The organism is Nocardia wallacei (assembly GCF_014466955.1).
Taxonomy (GTDB): Bacteria; Actinomycetota; Actinomycetes; order Mycobacteriales; family Mycobacteriaceae; genus Nocardia; species Nocardia wallacei.
Genome location: NZ_AP023396.1, coordinates 7,718,904 through 7,738,194, shown reverse-complemented (window position 1 = coordinate 7,738,194; position 19,291 = coordinate 7,718,904). Strand labels below are relative to the sequence as shown.

The window sequence follows — 19,291 nt, the reverse complement described above, 5'->3', positions numbered from 1 at the left end:
GGTAGGAATCAACTAGGAACGGTCCGGTCCTAGAACTTCGTGAGGTCTTTCTACAACAATCTCCGTACTTCGCTAGATATCCGTAGAAATACTCGACGACCGCTGCCGCCCGCGGGCGCTGCGTCCGTATGCCGTGATCGCCGCGCGGGTCGCTCAGGTGCTGACGCTGCGCAGGTACCGTCCGAAATGCGGGACCGTGAAGCCGATGGTGCCGCGCTCGGCGGAGTAGATCAGCCCCTTCTTGATCAGCCCGTCGCGGGCCGGTGACAGCGAGGCGGGCTTGCGGCCCAGCTCCTTGGCCACCGCCGCGGTGGCCACCGGGCCGTCGTCGCCGGACAGATCGGCCATGGCGCGCATGTACTCTCGCTCGGCGGGGGTGGCCCGCTCGTACCGCGAGCCGAAGAAGCCGACCGCCAGTTCCTCCTCGGCGGCGGGCGCGGCCAGCTCGACGTCCTCGGCGCCGATCGGGCTCTGTGCCGCCACATCCCAGGTCGCCTTGCCGTAGGCCTGCACGAAGTACGGGTAGCCGTCGGCCTTGTGGTACAGCACGTCCAGCGCCGCCTCGGTGAACTTCACCTGCTCTCGTTCGGCGGGTGCGATCAGGGCCAGATCGGCGGCCTCGCGGTCCAGCCGGTCGATCCGGTGGTAGCCGAACAGTCGCTCGGAGTAGCTCTTCGACGCCGACAGCACCGCGGGCAGATGCGGCAGGCCCGCGCCCACCACGATCAGCGGCGCCGCCTCCTGGCTCAGCTCGTGGCACGCGCCGCAGATGGCGGAGATGTCGGCCGGGCCGAGGTCCTGCATCTCATCGATGAAGATCGCGATGCCGACGCCGCTGTCCTGCGCCAGCTGACCGGCCTCCATCAGCAGCTCCACCAGATCGATCTCGATGTCGCCGGAATCCGCGCGCCCCGTGACGGCCGGGACGTCGATGCCGGGCTGCCAGCGCTCGCGCATGCCCTTGTCGGCCGTGGCGCGCAGGGCGAATGCCTTCAGGATCCCCAGGAAGTCGTCCACCATCTCCTGATTGCGGTGCGCCACGGCCACCTGCCGCACCGCCATGTGCAGCGCGGAGGCCAGCGGCCGGCGCAGCTCCTGGTCGGGCCGGGCCTCCAATTTGCCGGTGCCCCAACCGCGCGAGCGGGCGATGGAGCGAAGCTGGTTGAGCAGAACCGTCTTTCCGACGCCGCGCAGCCCGGTGAGCATCACACTGCGTTCGGGACGTCCGCGCGAGACGCGCTCGAGCACGACATCGAAGGTGTCGAGTTGCTTGGCGCGTCCGGCCAGTTCGGGCGGTCGCTGACCGGCGCCGGGGGCATACGGATTCCGCACGGGGTCCATGCCCGAACACCGTAGCGGGTCGTGACCAGATTCTCGTGGCATCTACCGAAAGCCCTAGAGATAGCTATCGTCCGGCATGCAGGCCCCGCGAGCGGGTACCTACGCTGGAGAACGTCACGAAACCGGTCCCAGCGCAGGGAGAGTCATGTCGGAGGAAGCCGCCCCCACCGTGGTCGAGGTCGTCGAATCCTGGAACGTGCCCGAGAACGCTCCGGTGGCCACCCGCATCCGCCGCAACATCGTGTCGGCGATCGAGCAGGGTCTCGACGATCCGCAGTTGGTCGCCGATCTCGCGGTCGGCCCGCTGGTGATAGCGCTGGGCCGGCTGGAGGTCGAACTGGCCGAGGCGCGCGAGCGGATCACGGCACTGGAGCGCGCGCTGGAGCGGTAACGCCGGCGCTTCTCGGTTCGATAACACCGTCGCAGGCCGTGATGCCGAGTCGTTATCACCGGCCCGAACACGCGAAATCGGAAGCTGGGCTGGCGGTTCGCGGACGCGGCCGAACACGCTGCGCTGTGGGGTGGACAACACGGCGCGCTCGTCGTAATCTCTTCGTGACCCGATGGAGGCAGTCGCTTCGCAGGCGAGGCGGCCCATCGAGTTACCGCCTAATCGGTGGTCGGGTGGGCAGCCCGATCATCGAGCCGGGGACCCAGGTTTGTGGGGTGAATCCCTTTCGGTCACAAGGCCGATCGGGTAGGGCCGAACTTCCCGGCCCGAACCCGTCAGCTAACCCGGTCGGTGGGTGGGCAGGAAGAAACAGGAGACTCAGCTCGGTGGGTAAACACAGCTTGCAGCGGGAATCTCGGCTCCCGAATTCCGTGAAGGGTGCGCTGGTTTTCGGCGCCGTCGCCGCTTCCACTGGTGCTATGCCGGCCATTTCGGCGCAGGCAGCGACCATCAATGTCCCCGGCTTCGGCAACTTCGACGTGCCGCTCGGCCCCGAGTACGACCAGCAGGTGGCCCAGGCCAACCAGGCCCTCGCCGATCACGCCGACGAGATCAAGGGCTTCCAGCAGTCCCTGGCGGCCCCGCAGGCGATGGCGCCCGGACCGGCCATGCCCGGCCTGTTCGACCAGCAGAAGCCGAGCACCAACGGCGATATCGCCCTCGACGCCGCACGCAGCAAGATCGGCGCCCAGTATGTCTGGGGCGGCAACGGCCCCAACGGCTTCGACTGCTCCGGCCTGGTGAAGTGGGCCTACAAGCAGGCCGGAATCGACCTGCCGCGCACCAGCTTCGAGCAGTCGCACGTCGGCAAGCCGGTCGCCTACCAGGACCTGCAGCCCGGCGATCTGATCATCCAGAACGGCGGCGGCCACGTGGCCATGTACGCCGGCGACGGTAAGATCCTGCACGCGCCGCAGGCCGGTGAGCCCGTCGAGTACTCGAACCTGAACCCCGACTCGATCGTCACCGCACGTCGCGTCGCCTGACCTGTTGCCTCGCTCCGCCCGCGCGTAACCTTCTGAACGTATGCGCGCGGAAACGGATCAGACACTCGGCACCGCCCGGATCGATTCCTGGGTGTGGGCGGTGCGGTTGTTCAAAACTCGATCGGCGGCCGCGACGGCCTGCCGAGCCGGGCACGTCCGCGTCAACGGCGTCGCGGTCAAACCCGCTCATCAGATCAAACCCGGCGACGAAGTGCGCGTCCGAGTGCACGGCGTAGAACGCATCGTCATCGTGGAACGAGTCATCGCCAAGCGCGTGGGCGCGGCGATCGCCGCCCAATGCCTGATCGACAAGTCTCCGCCCCCGCCTGCCCCGGAAATTCTCGCCACCATGCCGCGCCGCGATCGCGGCTCCGGCCGCCCCACCAAACGCGAACGCCGCGAAACCGACCGCCTACTCGGCCGCGCCCCGGACTGAGCAGCGCCCGTCCCGAGGCGAATCGCGGTGGCGAGTGGTGCGGAGGTCTTCTGCCGGTGCTGTGCTCAGGGCAGCGGCTGCCGGACGGCCGGGCAGGGCGGTGCTGTCGCCTGCGGCGCGGCGTGGTCGAGTCGAGTGTGGCGGGATCGTATTGCGCAGGCGTGCCGCCATCGGTGAGGTGTCGCCGGTCGGGGTGTAGTCCACGGCCAGCAGGGCCGGGGTGCGGTGGGCGAGGGCGACGGACAGCACGGCCGTGCCGCGCGCCACGTCGAAGGGCGTCACACCGGCGCGCCGCCAGCGCGCGTCCGTCGTGGGTGTGACCGGGCCTGATATCCAATGGCCCCAGCCGATACTGCGCACCCGGTCGTCGACGCGGTTGCGCGCGAGCGCGTCGAGGGCGGCGTGCGCGGCGGCGTCGGCGGCCTGCCCGGGAGCCCCGAGCGCACCGGTGGCCGAGGAGGACAGCAGCACGAAATCGATCGGGTCCGCCGCCGTCAGATCGATCAGATGGCGGGCCGCACCGGCCCTGGGCTCGAACAGTTCCGCCAGCAGACCCGGTGTCACAGTGGCGAATTCGGCATCGCGGCGGACTCCGGCCGCGTGCACCGCACCCCGGATGGTGGAGCCGCAGGCACGGATGTCGAACAGGGCGTTGGCCAGATCGGCGCGATCGGTGACGTCGCAGCGGACCACGACGATCCGGTCGTCCAGGCCGTCGAGCAGCTGCGGCAGCGGGCGCGGGGTGCGGGTGAGCACCACCAGGTCCCGGGCGCCGGCGTCGAGCAGCCAGCGCGCGGCCACCGAGCCGAGCGTGCCGAGACCACCGGTCACCACATAGGTACCCTCGGGCCGCACGCCGATCGGCTCGGGCACGCGGGGTGCGGTCCGGAACCTCCGCGCGCTGACCGTGTGCTCGAAGACCCGAACCTCCTGCGGCCCAGCGGGTTCCAGCACCAGATCCGCCACCTGCGCCGGGTCGTCGTCGGAGGTCCAGATCAGTCGGGTAGGAACCGGCGACTCCAATTGCAGGGACCGGACCAGACCGGCGATCGCGTGCTGCGTCAGGGAGGCCCGATCGGTCAGCACCACCGTCAAGGTGGCGACCGCCGCGCTGCCCTGCAGCCGTTGCAGCACATCCAACGCCCCGGCGACCCCGGTCGTCACCGGCCCCGGCAACTCCGGTGTCGCCCACACCAGCGCCACCGCCGTCGGGACAGCGTGATCGGCCAGCATCGACGCCACGATCGGTCCGGCATCCACCGGCTCCCGCGTAATCCGCAGCGCCGGTATCCGCCGGCTCAGATGCGCCTCGAGCCCCGCCGCCGCCGCGGACTCCCCCACCACAAGCCCCTGGTAGAACGGCGGATCCGCCGGAAGGGCCCGATCCGGCCGATCCACCGGCACCCAGCACTCCTCGGTCAGAATCGACGCCGCCCACTCGGTGGCCGTAGCCACCGTGGGGTCGTATACGGCCGTCTCCGGAAGAGCGCCCGTGAGCTCCGCGGCAACTCTCGGCGCATCGCTGCTGTCAACGGCGTGCTCCGGTGCCGCGGTACGTGGGTTCGCGAGCAGCCACTCGTATCCCGTTGCCGGAGAAGGCTTCTCCGTGCGCGTGTCGGCGTCGCCCGGATCATGGTCCGGGGCCGCTGCCGCGAGCCGGCCACACGCGTAGAGCCGGGCGACCGCCTCGAGGAACGACTCGGCCTCGTTGTCGCCGACCACGAGGGGATAGGTCGAGTCGGTGAAGGCCGGGTTGTCGCGGACGATGGAGGCGAGTGTCGGGTCGGGAGCGATCTCCACGACCGTAGACATGCCGTGCGCGGCGGCCGCATCCAGTGCCGAGGCGAATTCGACCGCACCGGAGGCGTTCTCGGCCCAATAGTCGGCTGTCAGGTCGGCCGTGGTGATGACGCGACCGCGTCGCACGGTCGAGTAGACGGGTACGCGGGGCGCGCGCGGCGCCATCCCCTCGAGCTGAGAGGCGAACTCCGACACGCCGTCTCGGCCGGCTCGGGTATGAGTCAGGGAGTCCACGGCGCTGAGCCGGGCGGGTAGTCCCCGCCGCCGCGCCCGCCGCACCAGCGTCTCGACATACCGCGGAACGCCGGTCACCACCACCGAGCGCGGCCCGTCCACCGTCGCGATCGAGACCGCCGAACGCATCGGCTCCACCAGCCGCCGCACCTCCTCGGCCGCCGCCTGCACCACGGCGGCGGCTCCCGGATCCGCACGCCGCGCCAGCGTGTGCCCGCGGGTGGTCACCACCCGTGCGCCGTCGGCCGGTGTCAGCGCACCGCTCACCACCGCGGCCGCGATCTCGCCCGCCCCGTGTCCCAGCACCGCATCGGCCCGAATCCCCCACTCCCGCACCAGTTCCGCGAGCGCGAGCTGGTAGACGTACAGCGCCGGTTGCACGGAATCCGCCGTCGCCAGGCTCTTCGCGAACCCGTGCCGTGGCGTCCACACCCGACGGCCCCCGGCCCGCACCACCGCCTCCGCCCCCGCGTCCAGCGCCCGCGCGAACACCGGATAGCGCGCCGCGAGTGCCCGCCCCATCCGTACGTGCTCCCCGCCCGGCCCGGGAAACAGAAACAACACCCCGCCGCGAGAACCAGCCGCACCACTCATCGGCGTACCCCGGCGGACACCCGGCCTCGACCGCGGCCTCCCAGCGCACCCGGCGGCACCGCACGGCAGGCGTCACTCGCCTGCGACCACTTCCGGGACGGCACACCGTCCGGGAAACCATCACGCGCGGCCAGGAGTACTCCCGCGGAGCGAACCACCCTGTGCGACAGCACGTATCGCCGTCCTTGCGCGCGATGGCGCCGCGCCCGAACCGATCCCGGTTGCGCGCGCCCCGGCGTGGATCCGGCTTCATCCGCAGGTGTGTGCCGGAACGCGTTGTACGGCAAAGCAAGTAGTCGGCATCGGACGCTGCCGCCGCCCGAGCACCGGTGGCCCCGGGGCGGCGCGGCCCGCCGAATCCCGGCGATATCCGCCGGTGGCTGGTGGGTGCGCGGTTGTCGCTGTGGCCCCGCGGGGCCGGGCGGAGGCTCCGTCATGGCGTCGCGTAAGGCTCGATCGTCTTGCTCTGACCCATGTGGGTGCTCCCTCCCGCATCCGGTGGAGATCACCGGCTGTCAGGTGTCCCCCGGCGATTATGCCGAGAACTTGCCCTGCGGAGAAGAGGCTTACGGGGCGTCGCGCCGATCGAATAACGTGGCGCTGTGGACCAACCGACCATCCAGCCGGATCTCGCCGCCGGGCGACCCGCTGCCGTACACGCCTTGGCCGACTGCTGTTCCGCGTTGTTCGCGACCCCGCGTCGCCTGTTGCGGCCGCGCCGTCCGGATGCCGCGTTCCTCGCGAGTCTGGGGACGGCCGAATTGCCGCCCGCCCGCGCGAAGGTCGCGCTGACCGCGCTGGTGCAGGCCCGCACCTCGGCACCGGGCGCCGTCGTCGCGGAAGGGCTACGCACGCTGCGCTCGCTGCCGATGGCGATGGGCGCCTTTCTGATCGAGCATCCGCGGGCGCGGTTCCTGGTGGACCCGGCGATCTGCGCGGCCGTGCACAGGCGCGTGCTACCGGGGATGCCGTTTCCGGTCGGGCTGTTGGTCTCACCCGAGAAACCGGTGCTCGGCCTGGCCGACGCGCTGGCCGGTCGCGAACTCTCCGGCGAGGACATCGATTTCGCGCTCGCGACGCATCTGCACTGGGACCACGTCTCCGGCCTGCTCGACATGCCGGAGTCGCTCGAATTGCGTGTTCCGGCAAACGAATACGAATGGGCGATGAACGGTGAAACGGCCCCCTACGGCGTGGTCCGCGCGCCGCTGCGGGACCGCCGCATCGGCAATGTCGAACTCGACGGCCCGCCCGTGCTCACCTTCACCCGCAGCCACGACCTGTTCGGTGACGGCGCGGTGATCCTGGTCGACCTGCCCGGCCACACCCCCGGCAGCATCGGGGTGCTGCTCGCGGTCGACGACGGCACCCGGGTCCTGCTGGTCGGCGACGCCATCTGGAACACCGTGCAGATCGAGCTGATTCGGGAGAAGGCGCCCATGCCGGGCCGGCTCTTCGACGCCGACCGCGACAAGACCTTCGAAACCATCCAGCGGCTGCACGCGCTGCCCGCGGGCATCGAGGTCATCGCCAGTCACGACTACAACGCGGTACTCGCCCGCGCGTAGCGGTGGGCCGCGACCCGGGCGGACGCACGACTGTCCGCCCGGGCCGGTCGCTACGCCACGAAGGACGCCAGCCGTTCGTTGATGAGCCCCTCCGCCTCCGACACCATGCGGGAGATCAGCTCGGCGCAGCTGGGGATGTCGTCGATGAGGCCCTGGACCTGGCCTGCGGACCAGATCCCGGCATCGAGGTCGCCCTCCTCGAACACCCGGCGGCCGCGGGCCCCGGCGACCAGATCGCGCACGTCCTCGAACTTGCCTCCGGCCGCCTCGATCTCCACGACCTTGCGGCTGATCTCGTTGTCGGCCACGCGGGCGGTATTGCGCATGGTGCGGAAGATGAGCTGGGTGTCGCGCTCACTGTGGGCGACGATCCGCTCCTTCACCTTCTGGTGCACCGCCGACTCCCGCGTGCACAGGAACCGGGTGCCCATATTGACCCCGTCCGCGCCCAGCGCCAGCGCCGCCACCAGGCCGCGGGCGTCGGCGATGCCACCCGAGGCGATGATCGGGATCTCCAGCGCCTTGGCCGCGGCCGGAATCAGGATCAGGCCCGGTACATCGTCCTCACCCGGGTGTCCGGCGCATTCGAAGCCGTCGATGGATACGCCGTCCACGCCGATCTTCTGCGCTTTGAGCGCGTGCCGGACGCTGGTGCACTTGTGCAGCACCTTGACCCCGGCCTCCTTGTAGTACGGCAGGAAGGGTTCGGGATTGCTGCCCGCGGTCTCGACGATCTTCACGCCCGACTCGACGATCGCCTTGACGTACTCCTCGTACGGCGGCGGGTTGATCGAGGGCAGGATCGTCACGTTCACGCCGAACGGCTTGTCGGTGAGTTCGCGGGCGCGGGCGATCTCGTTGCGCAGAGCGTCGGGGGTGGGCTGGGTGAGCGCGGTGATGAAGCCGAGGCCACCGGCGTTCGCGACAGCGGCCACCAGTTCGGCCCGGCCGACCCACATCATGCCGCCCTGCACGATCGGATGCTCGATGCCGAATTCCTCGGTGAACCTGGTCCGCAACATCGGTTGTCCTCCTGCTGTGTCACACGGGCACACGCGCCCGCGGTCGGTCTCGATGGTGGCACGGGTACGATGCCGAGTTCAACCTCGATGTAAGCCGCAGTTTGCCAATCCCTCGACAGGCGTCCGTGCGGCAACGTCTGCATAGGTTGACCGCATCTCCGAATTTTCCGCCTCTGAACTGGAATATGATCAAGTGAGAAGCGAGTTGCCGATTCCTCTCTGTAACCCTTGTCACGGTGAAAAGTTAGTTGGTATTCTCGCAAACGTTCAGCCGACGGCCGGAGAGGACTGCAAGCATGACCATCGGAGCCCAATCGCTCGACGAGCCGATCCGGTCGCGGCGCAACCACTGGAACAACCAGCTGGCCACGCACGCGCTGATGCGCCCGGACAGCGTCGCGATCCGGTTCCGGAGGCACGACACCACCTGGAAGCAACTGCACGAGCGTTCGCAGCGGTTCGCCGATGCGCTGGCCCGCCGAGGGGTCGGGTTCGGGGATCGCGTGCTGATCCTCGCGCTCAACTACCCCGAGTATCTGGAGGCGGTATTCGGGATCAACGCGCTCGGCGCCATCGCCGTGCCGGTCAACTTCCGCCTGACTCCGCCCGAGGTGGCCTACATCGTCGCCGACTCGGGGGCCAAGGCCGTCGTCACCGACACCGTGCTGCAGCCGCTGGCCACCGGTGTGATGGCGCAGTCCCCGGCGCTCGAGACCTGCGTCGTGATCGGCGGCCAGAGCGCCGACGGCGTGCTCGGCTACGACGACGCGCTGGCCGAGGCGGGCGAACCCCATGTGCCCCTGGATATTCCGGAGGACACGCCCTGCCTGATCATGTACACCTCGGGCACCACCGGCAGCCCGAAGGGCGCGATCCTGTCGCACGCCAACCTGACCGCGCAGGCGCTGACCTGCATCCGGGCCATGGATCTCACCCCCGAGTCGGTCGGCTTCTGCACCTCGCCGCTGTTCCACATCGCTGGATTGGGCAGTCTCGCACCGGCTTTCCAGCTCGGCAGCAAGACCGTGCTGCATCCGCTCGGTGCGTTCGACCCGACCGAATTCCTCGACGCCGTCGAGGCCGAGCAGGCCACCACCGCGTTCTGCGTGCCCGCGCAGTGGCAGCTGATCTGCGAGGAGCCCACGGTCAAGCAGCGCAAGACGGCGCTGAAGATGCTCAGCTGGGGTGCGGCGCCCGCCTCGGACACGGTGCTGCGAGCCATGGCCGAGTGCTTTCCCGACGCCCAGAACGTCGCGGTGTTCGGCCAGACCGAGATGTCGCCGATCACCTGCGTGCTGGAGGGCCGCGACGCGCTGCGCAAGCTGGGTTCGGTGGGCCGCCCCATCCCGACCATCCAGGCCCGCATCGTCGACGACGAGATGAACGACGTCGCACCCGGCGAGATCGGCGAAATCGTCTACCGCGGACCCACTCTCATGCAGGGCTATTGGAACAAGCCCGAGGCCACCGCGGAGGCGTTCGCCGGCGGCTGGTTCCACTCGGGCGACCTGGTCCGCACCGACGAGGAGGGCTTCGTCTACGTCGTGGACCGCAAGAAGGACATGATCATCTCCGGCGGCGAGAACATCTACTGCGCCGAAGTGGAGAACGTCCTGTTCGCGCACCCGAAGATTCACGAGGCCGCCGTCGTCGGCCGCGCGCACGAGAAGTGGGGCGAGGTGCCCGTCGCCGTCGTCGCCCTGGTGAATCCGGACGACACGCTCACCCTCGAGGAGCTCACACCGTTCCTCAACGAGAACCTGGCCCGCTACAAGCACCCCAAGGATCTGGTGCTCGTCCCGGAGTTGCCGCGCAACGCCAGCGGCAAGGTCGTCAAGGTGCAACTGCGCAAAGAGTATTCGTCCTGACCGCTGCGCCGCCGCGAGTGATGTAGTTGGGGCAGTATGGGATTCATGCCCCTCGACAGCGCTCGCACCGCGGTACTCGCCCTGCACTGGCAGGTCAACGTCATCGAGCCCGAAGGATTCTTCGGGCCGATGCTGGCCGAACCCGTCGCCACCAGCGGAGTCGTCCACCGCGCGACCGTATTTCACGCCGCCGCGCAGCAGGCCGGGCTGCCGGTGGTGTTCACCCGCTTCACCATTCCGGTCGGAGAGGGCGGGCTGGTGCGCAACACCGGGTTCATGCGATCGGTGGCCGCCGCGCAGACCGCGTTCCGGCCGGATGCGCCGGGCACGCAGGTCATCCCGGCCATGGCCGACCAGTCCGAGCGCGGCGCGGTGTTCGACAACCAGAAGCTGTCCGGCCTCGCCGGTAGCGCGCTGCCCGACTGGCTGGCCGCCCGCGGCCTGGACACCCTGCTGATCACCGGCGTCGCGACCAATCTCACCGTCGAGCAGACCGCCCGGCACGCCACCGACCTGGGTTTCACGGTCCACCCGATCACCGACTGCGTCACCGCCGCCACATCCGAGGCCCACGAGGCCTCGCTGGCGAACCTGAACCTGACCACCGCCGGATGCCTCGCCGCGGACCAGGCCCTGGACGAACTGGGCGTACCCGCCGACCGGCGCGTCTAGGTCAGATGAGGTTGTTCGCGGTGAGCCAGCGCATGATCGGCCAGCCGCAGAACACCGGTAGCCAGCAGGTCAGCACCCGGTAGAGCAGCACCGCGGGCACCGCGATGGGCAGCCCGATCCCGAACGCGCCGAGGAAACCGATGAGCGCGGCCTCCACGGCGCCGACTCCACCGGGCGTCGGCGCCGCGGACGCCAGTGTCCCGCCGATCATGGTCACCACGGTCACGGTGACGAAAGTGGCGCTGCCGCCGAATGCCTCGATGCTGGCCCACAGCGCCCCGGCCGCCCCGAGCGTGATGGCGGCGCAACCGCCGACGATCATCGCCAGGCGGATCGGGCTGTGCGCGAGCGCGCGCAGTTCGTTGACGACCTCCGCGAGCTGGGGCCGGACCTCGGTGCGCAGCCAGCGCCGCACCGTCGGCACGAACATGGCGATACCCACCAGTCCCAGCAGCGCGCCCGCCACCAGATACAGCGTGGTGGCGCTGGGGACGTAGTGACTCAGATTCGCCGAAACCCCCGCTGCCACACTGAAGAACAGCAGCAGCACGACGTGCGTGATCACCTGCACCGACTGTTGCAGCGCGACGGCGGCGGTGGCGCGCACCGCGCCGAGCCCGTTGCGTTGCAGGAATCGCACATTCAGCGCGAGGCCACCGACACCGGCGGGTGTCGTGGTGGCGGCGAAGGTGTTGGCCACCTGCGCGAGCAGCAGTTTCGGAAAGTTCACCGACTCCGACGTGCAACCCCACAGCGCCATGGCGGCCCCGATATAGGTGCCCACCGAGACCGTCAGCCCGAGCAGCGCCCACCACCAGTTGGCCGTGCGCAGTTCGGTGACGAATGTCGGCACCTGGCTGATGAACGGGTAGGCCACGTAGACCAAACCGATCAGCAGGACCAGCTGGATGAACTGCCCCCGGGAGAACCGGGTGATCCGCGCGGCCTCGATGCGGTCCTCGCCGGTCTGCTGCTGGACTTCCTCGCGCGTCTGCTTCATGAGGTGCCCGGGATCGGGCACGGATTTGCGCACGTGTGCGGGTAGTGCCGACTTGGTCAGGCGCCGGGAGGCGTTGAGTACGGCGTCGGCGCCGAGCACGTGGATCGCGGTGCGCACCGCGAGTTCGGTGCCGAACAGGGCGCTGGTCGACAGCAGCAGCTGTGCCACGTCGGAGGAGAAACGCGGCTCGTAGGAACCGAATTCGGCGGACATGAACCCGCCGAACAGCACCCGGCCCTCGACCACCCGGATCTCCTCGGCCCGCAGATCACCGTGCGAGATCTGGGCGCGATGCATGTTCTGCAGCGCGTACCAGACGTTGGTGAGCACGGCCTCGCTGTCGGTGGCCGACAGTGTGGCGCCGCGCGGCACCGTGTGCGCGTACAGCGTCCAGCCGCGTTCCAGCGCGGCGACGGTGAGCGGTTTGTTGCTGGCCAGGCCCAGATCACCGATCGCGATGCCCATCAGTGCCCGGTGCTCGACCGCGCGCCGCAGCGAGGCGAATGCCGGCGCCCGCTCCCCGGCGCGGAAGGTCAGCCAGCGACGCAGCTGCCGCAGCATGCCCCAGCTGCGCTGATTCTGGCCGTAGAGCTCCACGATCAGCCGATGCTGCGGACCGGTCTCGGCCGACAGTTGCAGCGGTCCGGGCCCGGCCGGGCGCAGCACGGTGAAGCCGGTGACGGTGTAACCGCGCTTGGCCAGCACCCGCACGGCGGAATCCAGCGGCACCTCCAGCGCGGGCGTGCCCACCAGCAGCACGATGACCGCGCCGACGCACCAGCCGACCGCGAGACCGAACATCGCCCGCGACGGCACCACCAGACTCACGAACAGGTGCAGCGGCACGAATCCCAGCAGCAGCGCCCACCACCACCGCCGCCACGACACCGGCAGCCACGGGCTCGCCACCGTCAGCATCGCGGTGAGCATGGCGATCCAGCGCGGGTCGTCCAGGAACTGCGACAGGAATGTGTCCAGCTGTTCGGGCACCACCAGATGCCATTGCGGCGCGGAGATCCCGGTGCCGGTGATCGACAGCAGCACCACGGTGATCAGGCCCGCCGCGAGATAGCCGAACAGCAGCGTCCACTGCCACCGGAAGATCAGCCGCACCAGGATCGCGAACGGCAGCGCGACGATCGCCACGCCGTACAGCAGATAGACCAGATTGGACTGCTCCGGCGTCAGGAACCCGACGATGTCGGACAGCGAGCGCTCCAGCGCCTCCCAGCGCGGCCGGGTGATCAGCGAGCCGGCGATGACGAGCGCGACCAGCAGCGCCGACAGCACCACGCGCAGAATGTCGCTGGTGCGCCGGATCCGCGGTTGCAGCAGGCTGCCGGAGACGGGGATCTCCCGCCCGTCGACTCGCATGTCGTATCGGAACTTTCGGATCGAGGGAGCGGCGGTCCCGGGGTCGGCTCGGGTGTGAGTATGCAGCAGCGTCGCGGGACGTCCGGTGCCAACACGCCGTCGGCCGGGTGTGCCGGGGGCGGCGTGCGGGTCGGCCGTGCGTGCCGCGGTCTCGCGCGCCCGGTGGCGGTCGCGCGGGTCGCCGTCGCCGTCCGCGTTCACCCCGGCCGCTCGGTCACCGGGCGGGTGTGCTGCCCGGCCGCGACGGTGCCCGGTGCGGACGCCCCGTCCGGGACGCCCACGCTGTAGACCCCGCCGGTCATCGCGCCCGCGTCGAGTTCGGTGATGGCCGAGGCCACCTGCTCGGTCGGCACCAGCGCCGGGAAGGAGTTGGGCGCGATGGCATTCGCCCGCACGCCGAACTCGGCGAATTCGGCCGCGAGGTGGCGGGTCAGCTGATCCAGCGCCGCCTTCGACGCCGCGTACACGGCCTGCCCGCCCGGGTACACCCGGGAGCCCGAGATGCTCGACACGTTGACGACGTTGCGGTTGCGCGCCCGGTTGTCGGCATCGCTGTGCAGCCAGCAGCGCTGCGCGAGCCGGGCCGACAGCCGCAGCGGCACACCGACATTCAGCGCGAAGTGGGGATCGAACTGGTCCAGCGCGGCATCGCCGTCGACGATCCCGCGGGGCTGCATCCGGGCGTGCCCGGCATTGTTGACCAGCAGGTCCACCGCGCCGAACTTCGCCAGCGCCAGGTCCACCACCCGCTCCACCTCGCCCTCGCGGGTCAGGTCGGCGCGCACCACGAAGATGCGAGAGTCGTTCTCCGGCAGCGGTTTCGACGGTTCCAGCGGGTCGACGAACCACTCCTCCTGCGACGGCGCCGCCGGTGTCCGGGTGCGGCACACCGCGACGATGTCGTAGCGGGTGTGGAACGCGCGGCAGAAGGCGTCGCCCAGCACTCCCCCGGCTCCGGTCAGCAGGCACACCCGGCGGTTGTCACCACTGCGCAATGCGGTCTCCTCCCCAGCGGCGCGCCGCCTCGTCCCTGGGCCGGTGCAGCCACATCACCACGCTGTTGCGGGCGGCGGTGTTGGCGCCCAGGAAGGTGTGCCAGGACCGCGGCGTGCACTCGAACACCACCATCGAATTGTCCAGCGGGGGAACGGCCAGGGCGGCTCGCGGTTCCGCCGCGCCGATATCGCCGAACAGTCCGGTCTCGCCGCCGTCGCCGGGCTGCCATCGCGGGTTGTTCAGATAGAACAGCACCGCCACCGCGCGTACCAGCTCGCGGGCCGGCGTCCCCGGCGGCCGCGCGCCGGTGCGCAGGTCGATCGCGCCGTCGGGCAGGCCGACGGCGGCCGGTCCGGGCGGATCGCCCGGGAACCAGGCGGGCGCCAGATCGTGATGCGGCCGTCCGGCCGGGCCGCCCGGTGCGTGGTGATGCAGCGAGCCCTCCACGTCGCCGGTGGCCCGTACGCCCGCGACCCGCTCGATCACGTCGTGCCAGGCCCGCGACAGGAACACCTCCAGGGGACCGTCGCGCACGGCCGCCAGGCTCACCCCCGTCGCGCCGTAGCCCTCGGCGACCGGCGTGAACCGGCCCGGCTCCCGGTGCACGCGCTCGAATTCCTCGGCCAGCCGCCGGTAGAACACCTCGGTGAAGACGTCACGGACGTAGACGTGCGGGAACGGGCGGGTCCGGTGGATCCAGCGACGATGCGCCAGTAGATCGATGAACCACCGCGGTAGCGGCGCCTCCGTTGCCATGCGTACTCCCTCCCGGACAAACCACCGCGATCTTATTGCGTGCGTGCCGTGCGTGGATTCCGGCCTTTGTCCCGACAACCGGTGCCCGGCGTGAAACCATCACACGGTGGTTCGTGATGTCCGTATCTGCTTCGTGGGTGACTCACTGGTGGCCGGTCTGGGGGACCGCCAGTGCCTGGGCTGGGCGGGCCGCCTCGCGGCGCGCGCGGCCGGGGCCGGTCAGCCGCTGACCTACTACAACCTCGGGGTGCGGCGGGAGAGTTCCGCGGATATCGCGGCGCGCTGGGAGGCCGAATGCGCGCGCCGATTACCGGCCGACGTCGACGGCCGGGTGGTGTTCTCCTTCGGAGTCAACGACACGCTGCCGCTCGACGGCCGGCCGCCGGTGCCGACCGAGCAGTCGGTGGCCCACCTGACCGGCATGCTGCGCGGGTCCCGCGCCCGCGGCTGGTCGACGCTGGTCGTCGCCCCGCCGCCGGTCGACGACGACGAACACAACGGCCGCACCGCGAAATTGGATGCCGCGTTCTCCGAAGCCTGTGACAGCGAAGGGGTTTCCTACGTCCGCGTGCATCAGGCGTTGCGCAACAGCGGAACCTGGATGCGCGAGGTCTCCGGCGGTGACGGCTACCACCCGAGTGCCGCCGGGTACGAGGAATTCGCCTCGCTGATCGTGCCGCACTGGCTGCTGTGGCTGTCCGAACCGGGCGCGGGACTACCCGTCGTGCGATGAGGTAGACCACCGATCAATTCGCCGTGCCGCCCTCGGTGCTGCTGGGCAGGGGTCTGCGGTTGTTCGGCGACACCGATGCCGAGGCGACGCTGGCGCCGTCGGAGTCGCAGGTGCTCGGCAACGGCGTCATCCTCGCGACCTACCGGGTCGAGCGGGCGTCCCGCCGCTTCCATAGCCTGAGGTCATGGACATCGACACCCGTCTGCTGCGGTATTTCGCCGCCGTGGCCGAGGAGGGTCACCTGACTCGGGCGGCGCGGCGGCTCTACGTGTCGCAACCGGCGCTGACCAAGCAGATCAGGCAGCTGGAGACCAGGCTCGGCGTCGAACTGTTCGAGCGCTCGCACACCGGGATGACGCTGACCGAGGCGGGACGCGTACTGGCCGAACGGGTTCCGGGCCTGCTGGCCGACTGGGACGCGATCCTCCGGGCGGCCAAGGGCGGTGCCGCGCGGGCCGCCCGGGTGCTGCGGGTCGGGTTCATCGCGAGCGCGGCGCACGAGCACACCGCCGGGATCGTCGCCGAGTTCCGGCGGCGCAATCCGGACTGGCAGGTGGACATGCGGCAGTTCGGCTGGCTCGAGCCGAGCGCGGGGCTGGCGTCCGGCGATGTGGATGTCGCCCTGGTGTGGCTGCCGTTCCCCGACCAGCGTTCCTACCGGCTGCGGGAGCTGTTCACCGAACCTCGGTGGATCGCGCTGCCCACCGGCCACCGCCTGGCCGACCGCTCGGAGATCACGTTCGAGCAGCTGTGGGACGAGCCGTTCGTCGCGGCGCCGCCGGACAGCGGCGCCTGGCGCGACTTCTGGATCGGCGCCGATTCCCGGCCGCCGGAGACGGTGGTCGTCGGCGCGCTCGCGCACAACACCGACGAGTGGCTCACCGCCATCGGCAACGGCTTCGGAATCAGCTTCACCCCGGCGTCCTCGGCGCGCTACTACCCGCGGCCGGGCGTGGAGTACCGGCCGGTGACGGGGATCGGCCCGCTGGTCGTCGGCGTGGCATGGCCCGTGGTCGGCGACTCGAATCCCTTGGTGCACAGCTTCGTCGACTGCTGTGTGGCGGTAATTCACGGCGATTAGCATGGCCGGGTGGGCGAGAGCGGAGAGTCGGTGGTGGACGAGGCGGAACTGAACGCGCGGCGCGCGAGTTCCTTCGGCCCCGAGGCCGCGGCCTATGCCACGCACCGGCCCGACTATCCGGTGGAGGGAATCCGGTGGGCGCTGGAATCGCTCGGCGGTATCGCGGAGCGGGAGGTCGTTGATCTCGGCGCGGGCACCGGCAAGCTCACCGGTGGCCTCGCCGCACTCGGTGCGCGGGTGACGGCCGTCGAGCCCGATGCGGCCATGCGGGCCGAGTTCGCGCGGCACCACGCCGAGGTTCCGGTGCTGAGCGGCAGCGCCGAAAGCATTCCGCTGCCGGATGATTCGGCGCACGCCGTGGTCGTCGGCCAGGCGCTGCACTGGTTCGATCTGCCCGCGGCGTTTCCGGAGATCGCGCGGGTACTGCGGCCGGGCGGTGTCCTGGCCGCGTTCTGGAACACCCACGACAGCTCGGTCAAGTGGGTCGCCGAGCTGGATCGGCTGTCCCGCTCGGCGGTGTCGTCCCAGCGGCGCGCCGCTGACCCGTCGCCGCCGTCACACCCGCTGTTCCGCCCGTTCGAGCGGGCCACCTTCCCGCACTCGCAGCGTCGCACCGCCGAGAGCCTGGCGGCGACGATCGGGACGCATTCGCACACGCTCGTCGTCACACCGGAGGAGCGTGCGGAGATCCTCGACCGCATCACCGGATACCTGCGTTCGCGTCCGGAGACGGGGGTGGGGGAGTTCCAATTTCCTTTGCGCACCTTGGTGGTTCGCGCGGTACTGCGCTAGCCCTGTCCAGGACGCGGGTGGTCGCCGGGGTCAGCCGCGATCGCTCTCCAGTACCGCCATGGCGGCATTGTGGCCGCCGATTCCGCTGACCCCGCCGCCGCGCACCGCGCCCGCACCGCAGAGCAGGACATTGCGGTGTCCCGTGCCCACGCCCCACCGGTCGGCCGGGTCGGTGGCGTCGTCGGCGCGGAAGGGGAAGTCCAGATCGCGATGAAAGATGTGGCCGCCGGGGAGGCCGACCTCGCGTTCCAGGTCCAGCGGGCTCTTGGCCTCGAGGCAGGGGCGGCCGTGCGCGTCCACCGCGAGGCACTCCCGGATCGGTTCGGCCAGTACCGAATCCAGCTGCGCCAGGGTGGCGGTTACCAGGCGCTGCTTGGTCTCGTCCGGGTCGTCGAGAAAAAGGCTTGCGGGAGTGTGCAATCCGAACAGGGTCAGGGTGTGCGCGCCCTGCGTCACCAGATCGGGCGCGAGGATCGAGGGGTCGGTGAGGGTGTGGCAGTAGATCTCGGCGGGCGGCGCGGACGGCAACCGGCCGCCCTCGGCCTCGAGATAGGCCCGATCCAATTGCGCGTACCCCTCGGCGATATGGAAGGTCCCGGCGAACGCCTCGGCGGGGTCGACCGAATCCCGCAACCGCGGCAGCCGCCGGAGCAGCATGTTGATCTTGAGCTGCGCGCCCTCCGGCCGCTCCGGCACCGGCTCGCCGAGCAGCCGCGCCAGCTCGCGCGGCGCGGCGTTCACCAGCACGTGCCCCGCCCCGACCGCGCCGCCGTCGAAGCGGACTTCCGCGGTGGCGCCGTCGGTTTCGACGGCGGTGACCGCGCGACCGGTGCACAGTTCGGCGCCCGCGGCACGGGCGGCCGCGGCGAGCGCGTCGGTCAGTGCGCCCATCCCGCCGATCGGCACATCCCAGTCGCCGGTCCCGCCGCCGATCACGTGGTACAGAAAACAGCGGTTCTGCCGCAGGGTCGGGTCGTGGGCATGGGTGAAGGTGCCGATCAGCGCGTCGGTGAGGACGACGCCACGCACCGTGTCGTCGGCGAACGACGCCTCGATCGTCTCGCCCAGCGGGCGTTCGAACAGCGCCTCCCAGGTGGCGGAGTCGTCGATCAGCCGCTGCAGTTCGGCGCGGGTCGGCAGCGGCCGGGTCAGGGTCGGGAACACCCGCTGCGCGAGCCGTCCGGTCCGGCCGTAGAACTCCTGCCAGGCACGGAAGTCGGCCTCGGAACCGGTGATTCGCAGAAAGCTCGCACGCGTGCGGTACTCGTCCGCGGTATCGATCAGCAACCCGGTGTCACCGACGGGCGTATACGACGAGATCCGCCGCCTGCATGTCTCGAACCGCAGCCCCAGCTCCCGGATCAGTTGCCGCGGCAGCAGGCTCACCAGATACGAGTACCGGGACAGCCGCGCGTCCACGCCGTCGAACACCCGCTCGGACACGGCCGCGCCGCCGAGGTGGTCCTGCCGTTCGAGCACCAACACCGAACGCCCGGCGCGGGCCAGATACGCGGCCGCCACCAGCCCGTTGTGGCCGCCACCGGCGACGACGACATCGTAGGAGGCACGTGTGGGCTGCATCTGCCC

The 19,291-nt window shown here is 70.3% G+C and carries 17 protein-coding genes and 1 riboswitch; of the genes, 10 read left to right on the top strand and 7 right to left on the bottom strand.

What is annotated here, in order from left to right; genetic code table 11:
• Nucleotides 1-153: 153 nt before the first annotated feature.
• Nucleotides 154-1,341, bottom strand: coding sequence for an AAA family ATPase (locus NWFMUON74_RS34755; protein WP_187685901.1), 1,188 nt, complete (start codon nt 1,339-1,341; stop codon nt 154-156).
• A gap of 145 nt (nt 1,342-1,486) precedes the next feature.
• Between NWFMUON74_RS34755 and NWFMUON74_RS34750 the strand changes: the two genes are divergently transcribed.
• From NWFMUON74_RS34750 to NWFMUON74_RS34740, 3 genes are all read left to right on the top strand, one after another.
• The gene (locus NWFMUON74_RS34750; protein WP_187685900.1) at nt 1,487-1,732 is read left to right on the top strand and encodes a hypothetical protein; all 246 of its coding nucleotides are present in this window, start codon (nt 1,487-1,489) and stop codon (nt 1,730-1,732) included.
• Between the two features lie 205 nt (nt 1,733-1,937).
• A riboswitch (cyclic di-AMP (ydaO/yuaA leader) is annotated at nt 1,938-2,101 on the top strand.
• A 110-nt stretch (nt 2,102-2,211) separates the two neighbouring features.
• Nucleotides 2,212-2,778, top strand: coding sequence for a C40 family peptidase (locus NWFMUON74_RS36465; protein ID WP_232110751.1), 567 nt, complete (start codon nt 2,212-2,214; stop codon nt 2,776-2,778).
• Between the two features lie 40 nt (nt 2,779-2,818).
• Entirely contained in the window at nt 2,819-3,214 is a 396-nt protein-coding gene (locus tag NWFMUON74_RS34740) for an RNA-binding S4 domain-containing protein (protein ID WP_187685899.1), read from the top strand.
• Here the strand turns inward: NWFMUON74_RS34740 and NWFMUON74_RS34735 are convergent.
• The gene (locus tag NWFMUON74_RS34735) at nt 3,191-5,842 is read right to left on the bottom strand and encodes an SDR family NAD(P)-dependent oxidoreductase (protein ID WP_269475308.1); all 2,652 of its coding nucleotides are present in this window, start codon (nt 5,840-5,842) and stop codon (nt 3,191-3,193) included. The genes NWFMUON74_RS34740 and NWFMUON74_RS34735 overlap by 24 nt on opposite strands.
• A gap of 602 nt (nt 5,843-6,444) precedes the next feature.
• Here NWFMUON74_RS34735 and NWFMUON74_RS34730 point away from each other — a divergent pair.
• Nucleotides 6,445-7,410, top strand: coding sequence for an MBL fold metallo-hydrolase (locus tag NWFMUON74_RS34730; RefSeq protein WP_197986945.1), 966 nt, complete (start codon nt 6,445-6,447; stop codon nt 7,408-7,410).
• A 50-nt stretch (nt 7,411-7,460) separates the two neighbouring features.
• Here NWFMUON74_RS34730 and NWFMUON74_RS34725 read toward each other — a convergent pair whose 3' ends face one another.
• The gene (locus NWFMUON74_RS34725) at nt 7,461-8,432 is read right to left on the bottom strand and encodes an NAD(P)H-dependent flavin oxidoreductase (protein WP_187685897.1); all 972 of its coding nucleotides are present in this window, start codon (nt 8,430-8,432) and stop codon (nt 7,461-7,463) included.
• 296 nt (nt 8,433-8,728) lie between these two features.
• Here NWFMUON74_RS34725 and fadD5 point away from each other — a divergent pair, with 296 nt between their 5' ends.
• Nucleotides 8,729-10,300 (top strand): fatty-acid--CoA ligase FadD5, encoded by a 1,572-nt coding sequence (gene fadD5, locus NWFMUON74_RS34720; RefSeq protein ID WP_187685896.1) that lies wholly within the window; start codon nt 8,729-8,731, stop codon nt 10,298-10,300.
• Between the two features lie 45 nt (nt 10,301-10,345).
• Complete coding sequence (locus tag NWFMUON74_RS34715) at nt 10,346-10,972, top strand: cysteine hydrolase family protein (protein ID WP_187685895.1); 627 nt, start codon at nt 10,346-10,348, stop codon at nt 10,970-10,972.
• Between the two features lies 1 nt (nt 10,973).
• On the opposite strand, the gene NWFMUON74_RS34710 is transcribed toward NWFMUON74_RS34715, so the two are convergent.
• The 3 genes from NWFMUON74_RS34710 to NWFMUON74_RS34700 all read right to left on the bottom strand — a co-directional run bounded on the left by NWFMUON74_RS34710 (nt 10,974) and on the right by NWFMUON74_RS34700 (nt 15,098).
• On the bottom strand, nt 10,974-13,346 hold the full coding sequence (locus NWFMUON74_RS34710) for a lysylphosphatidylglycerol synthase transmembrane domain-containing protein (RefSeq protein WP_187689607.1): 2,373 nt from the start codon (nt 13,344-13,346) through the stop codon (nt 10,974-10,976).
• Nucleotides 13,347-13,543: 197 nt separating this feature from the next.
• A complete protein-coding gene (locus NWFMUON74_RS34705) occupies nt 13,544-14,341 on the bottom strand; it encodes an SDR family NAD(P)-dependent oxidoreductase (protein WP_232110750.1) in 798 nt (265 codons plus the stop codon).
• Nucleotides 14,328-15,098, bottom strand: coding sequence for a 2OG-Fe(II) oxygenase (locus NWFMUON74_RS34700; RefSeq protein WP_187685894.1), 771 nt, complete (start codon nt 15,096-15,098; stop codon nt 14,328-14,330). The genes NWFMUON74_RS34705 and NWFMUON74_RS34700 overlap by 14 nt, the downstream gene beginning before the upstream one ends.
• A 106-nt stretch (nt 15,099-15,204) precedes the next feature.
• On the opposite strand from NWFMUON74_RS34700, the gene NWFMUON74_RS34695 reads away from it, so the two are divergent.
• The 4 genes from NWFMUON74_RS34695 to NWFMUON74_RS34680 are packed head-to-tail and all read left to right on the top strand — an operon-like array spanning nt 15,205 to nt 17,704.
• Nucleotides 15,205-15,831 carry a DUF459 domain-containing protein gene (locus NWFMUON74_RS34695; protein ID WP_187685893.1) on the top strand — a complete coding sequence of 209 codons (627 nt, stop codon included), beginning with the start codon at nt 15,205-15,207 and terminating at the stop codon, nt 15,829-15,831.
• 23 nt (nt 15,832-15,854) lie between these two features.
• A complete protein-coding gene (locus tag NWFMUON74_RS34690) occupies nt 15,855-16,076 on the top strand; it encodes a dihydrofolate reductase family protein (RefSeq protein ID WP_187685892.1) in 222 nt (73 codons plus the stop codon).
• Nucleotides 16,016-16,912 carry a LysR family transcriptional regulator gene (locus tag NWFMUON74_RS34685; protein ID WP_187685891.1) on the top strand — a complete coding sequence of 299 codons (897 nt, stop codon included), beginning with the start codon at nt 16,016-16,018 and terminating at the stop codon, nt 16,910-16,912. The genes NWFMUON74_RS34690 and NWFMUON74_RS34685 overlap by 61 nt, the downstream gene beginning before the upstream one ends.
• Before the next feature lie 9 nt (nt 16,913-16,921).
• A complete protein-coding gene (locus NWFMUON74_RS34680; RefSeq protein WP_232110749.1) occupies nt 16,922-17,704 on the top strand; it encodes a class I SAM-dependent methyltransferase in 783 nt (260 codons plus the stop codon).
• 30 nt (nt 17,705-17,734) lie between these two features.
• Here the strand turns inward: NWFMUON74_RS34680 and NWFMUON74_RS34675 are convergent, their stop codons facing one another.
• The gene (locus NWFMUON74_RS34675; RefSeq protein WP_187685890.1) at nt 17,735-19,285 is read right to left on the bottom strand and encodes a phytoene desaturase family protein; all 1,551 of its coding nucleotides are present in this window, start codon (nt 19,283-19,285) and stop codon (nt 17,735-17,737) included.
• Nucleotides 19,286-19,291 lie beyond the last annotated feature (6 nt).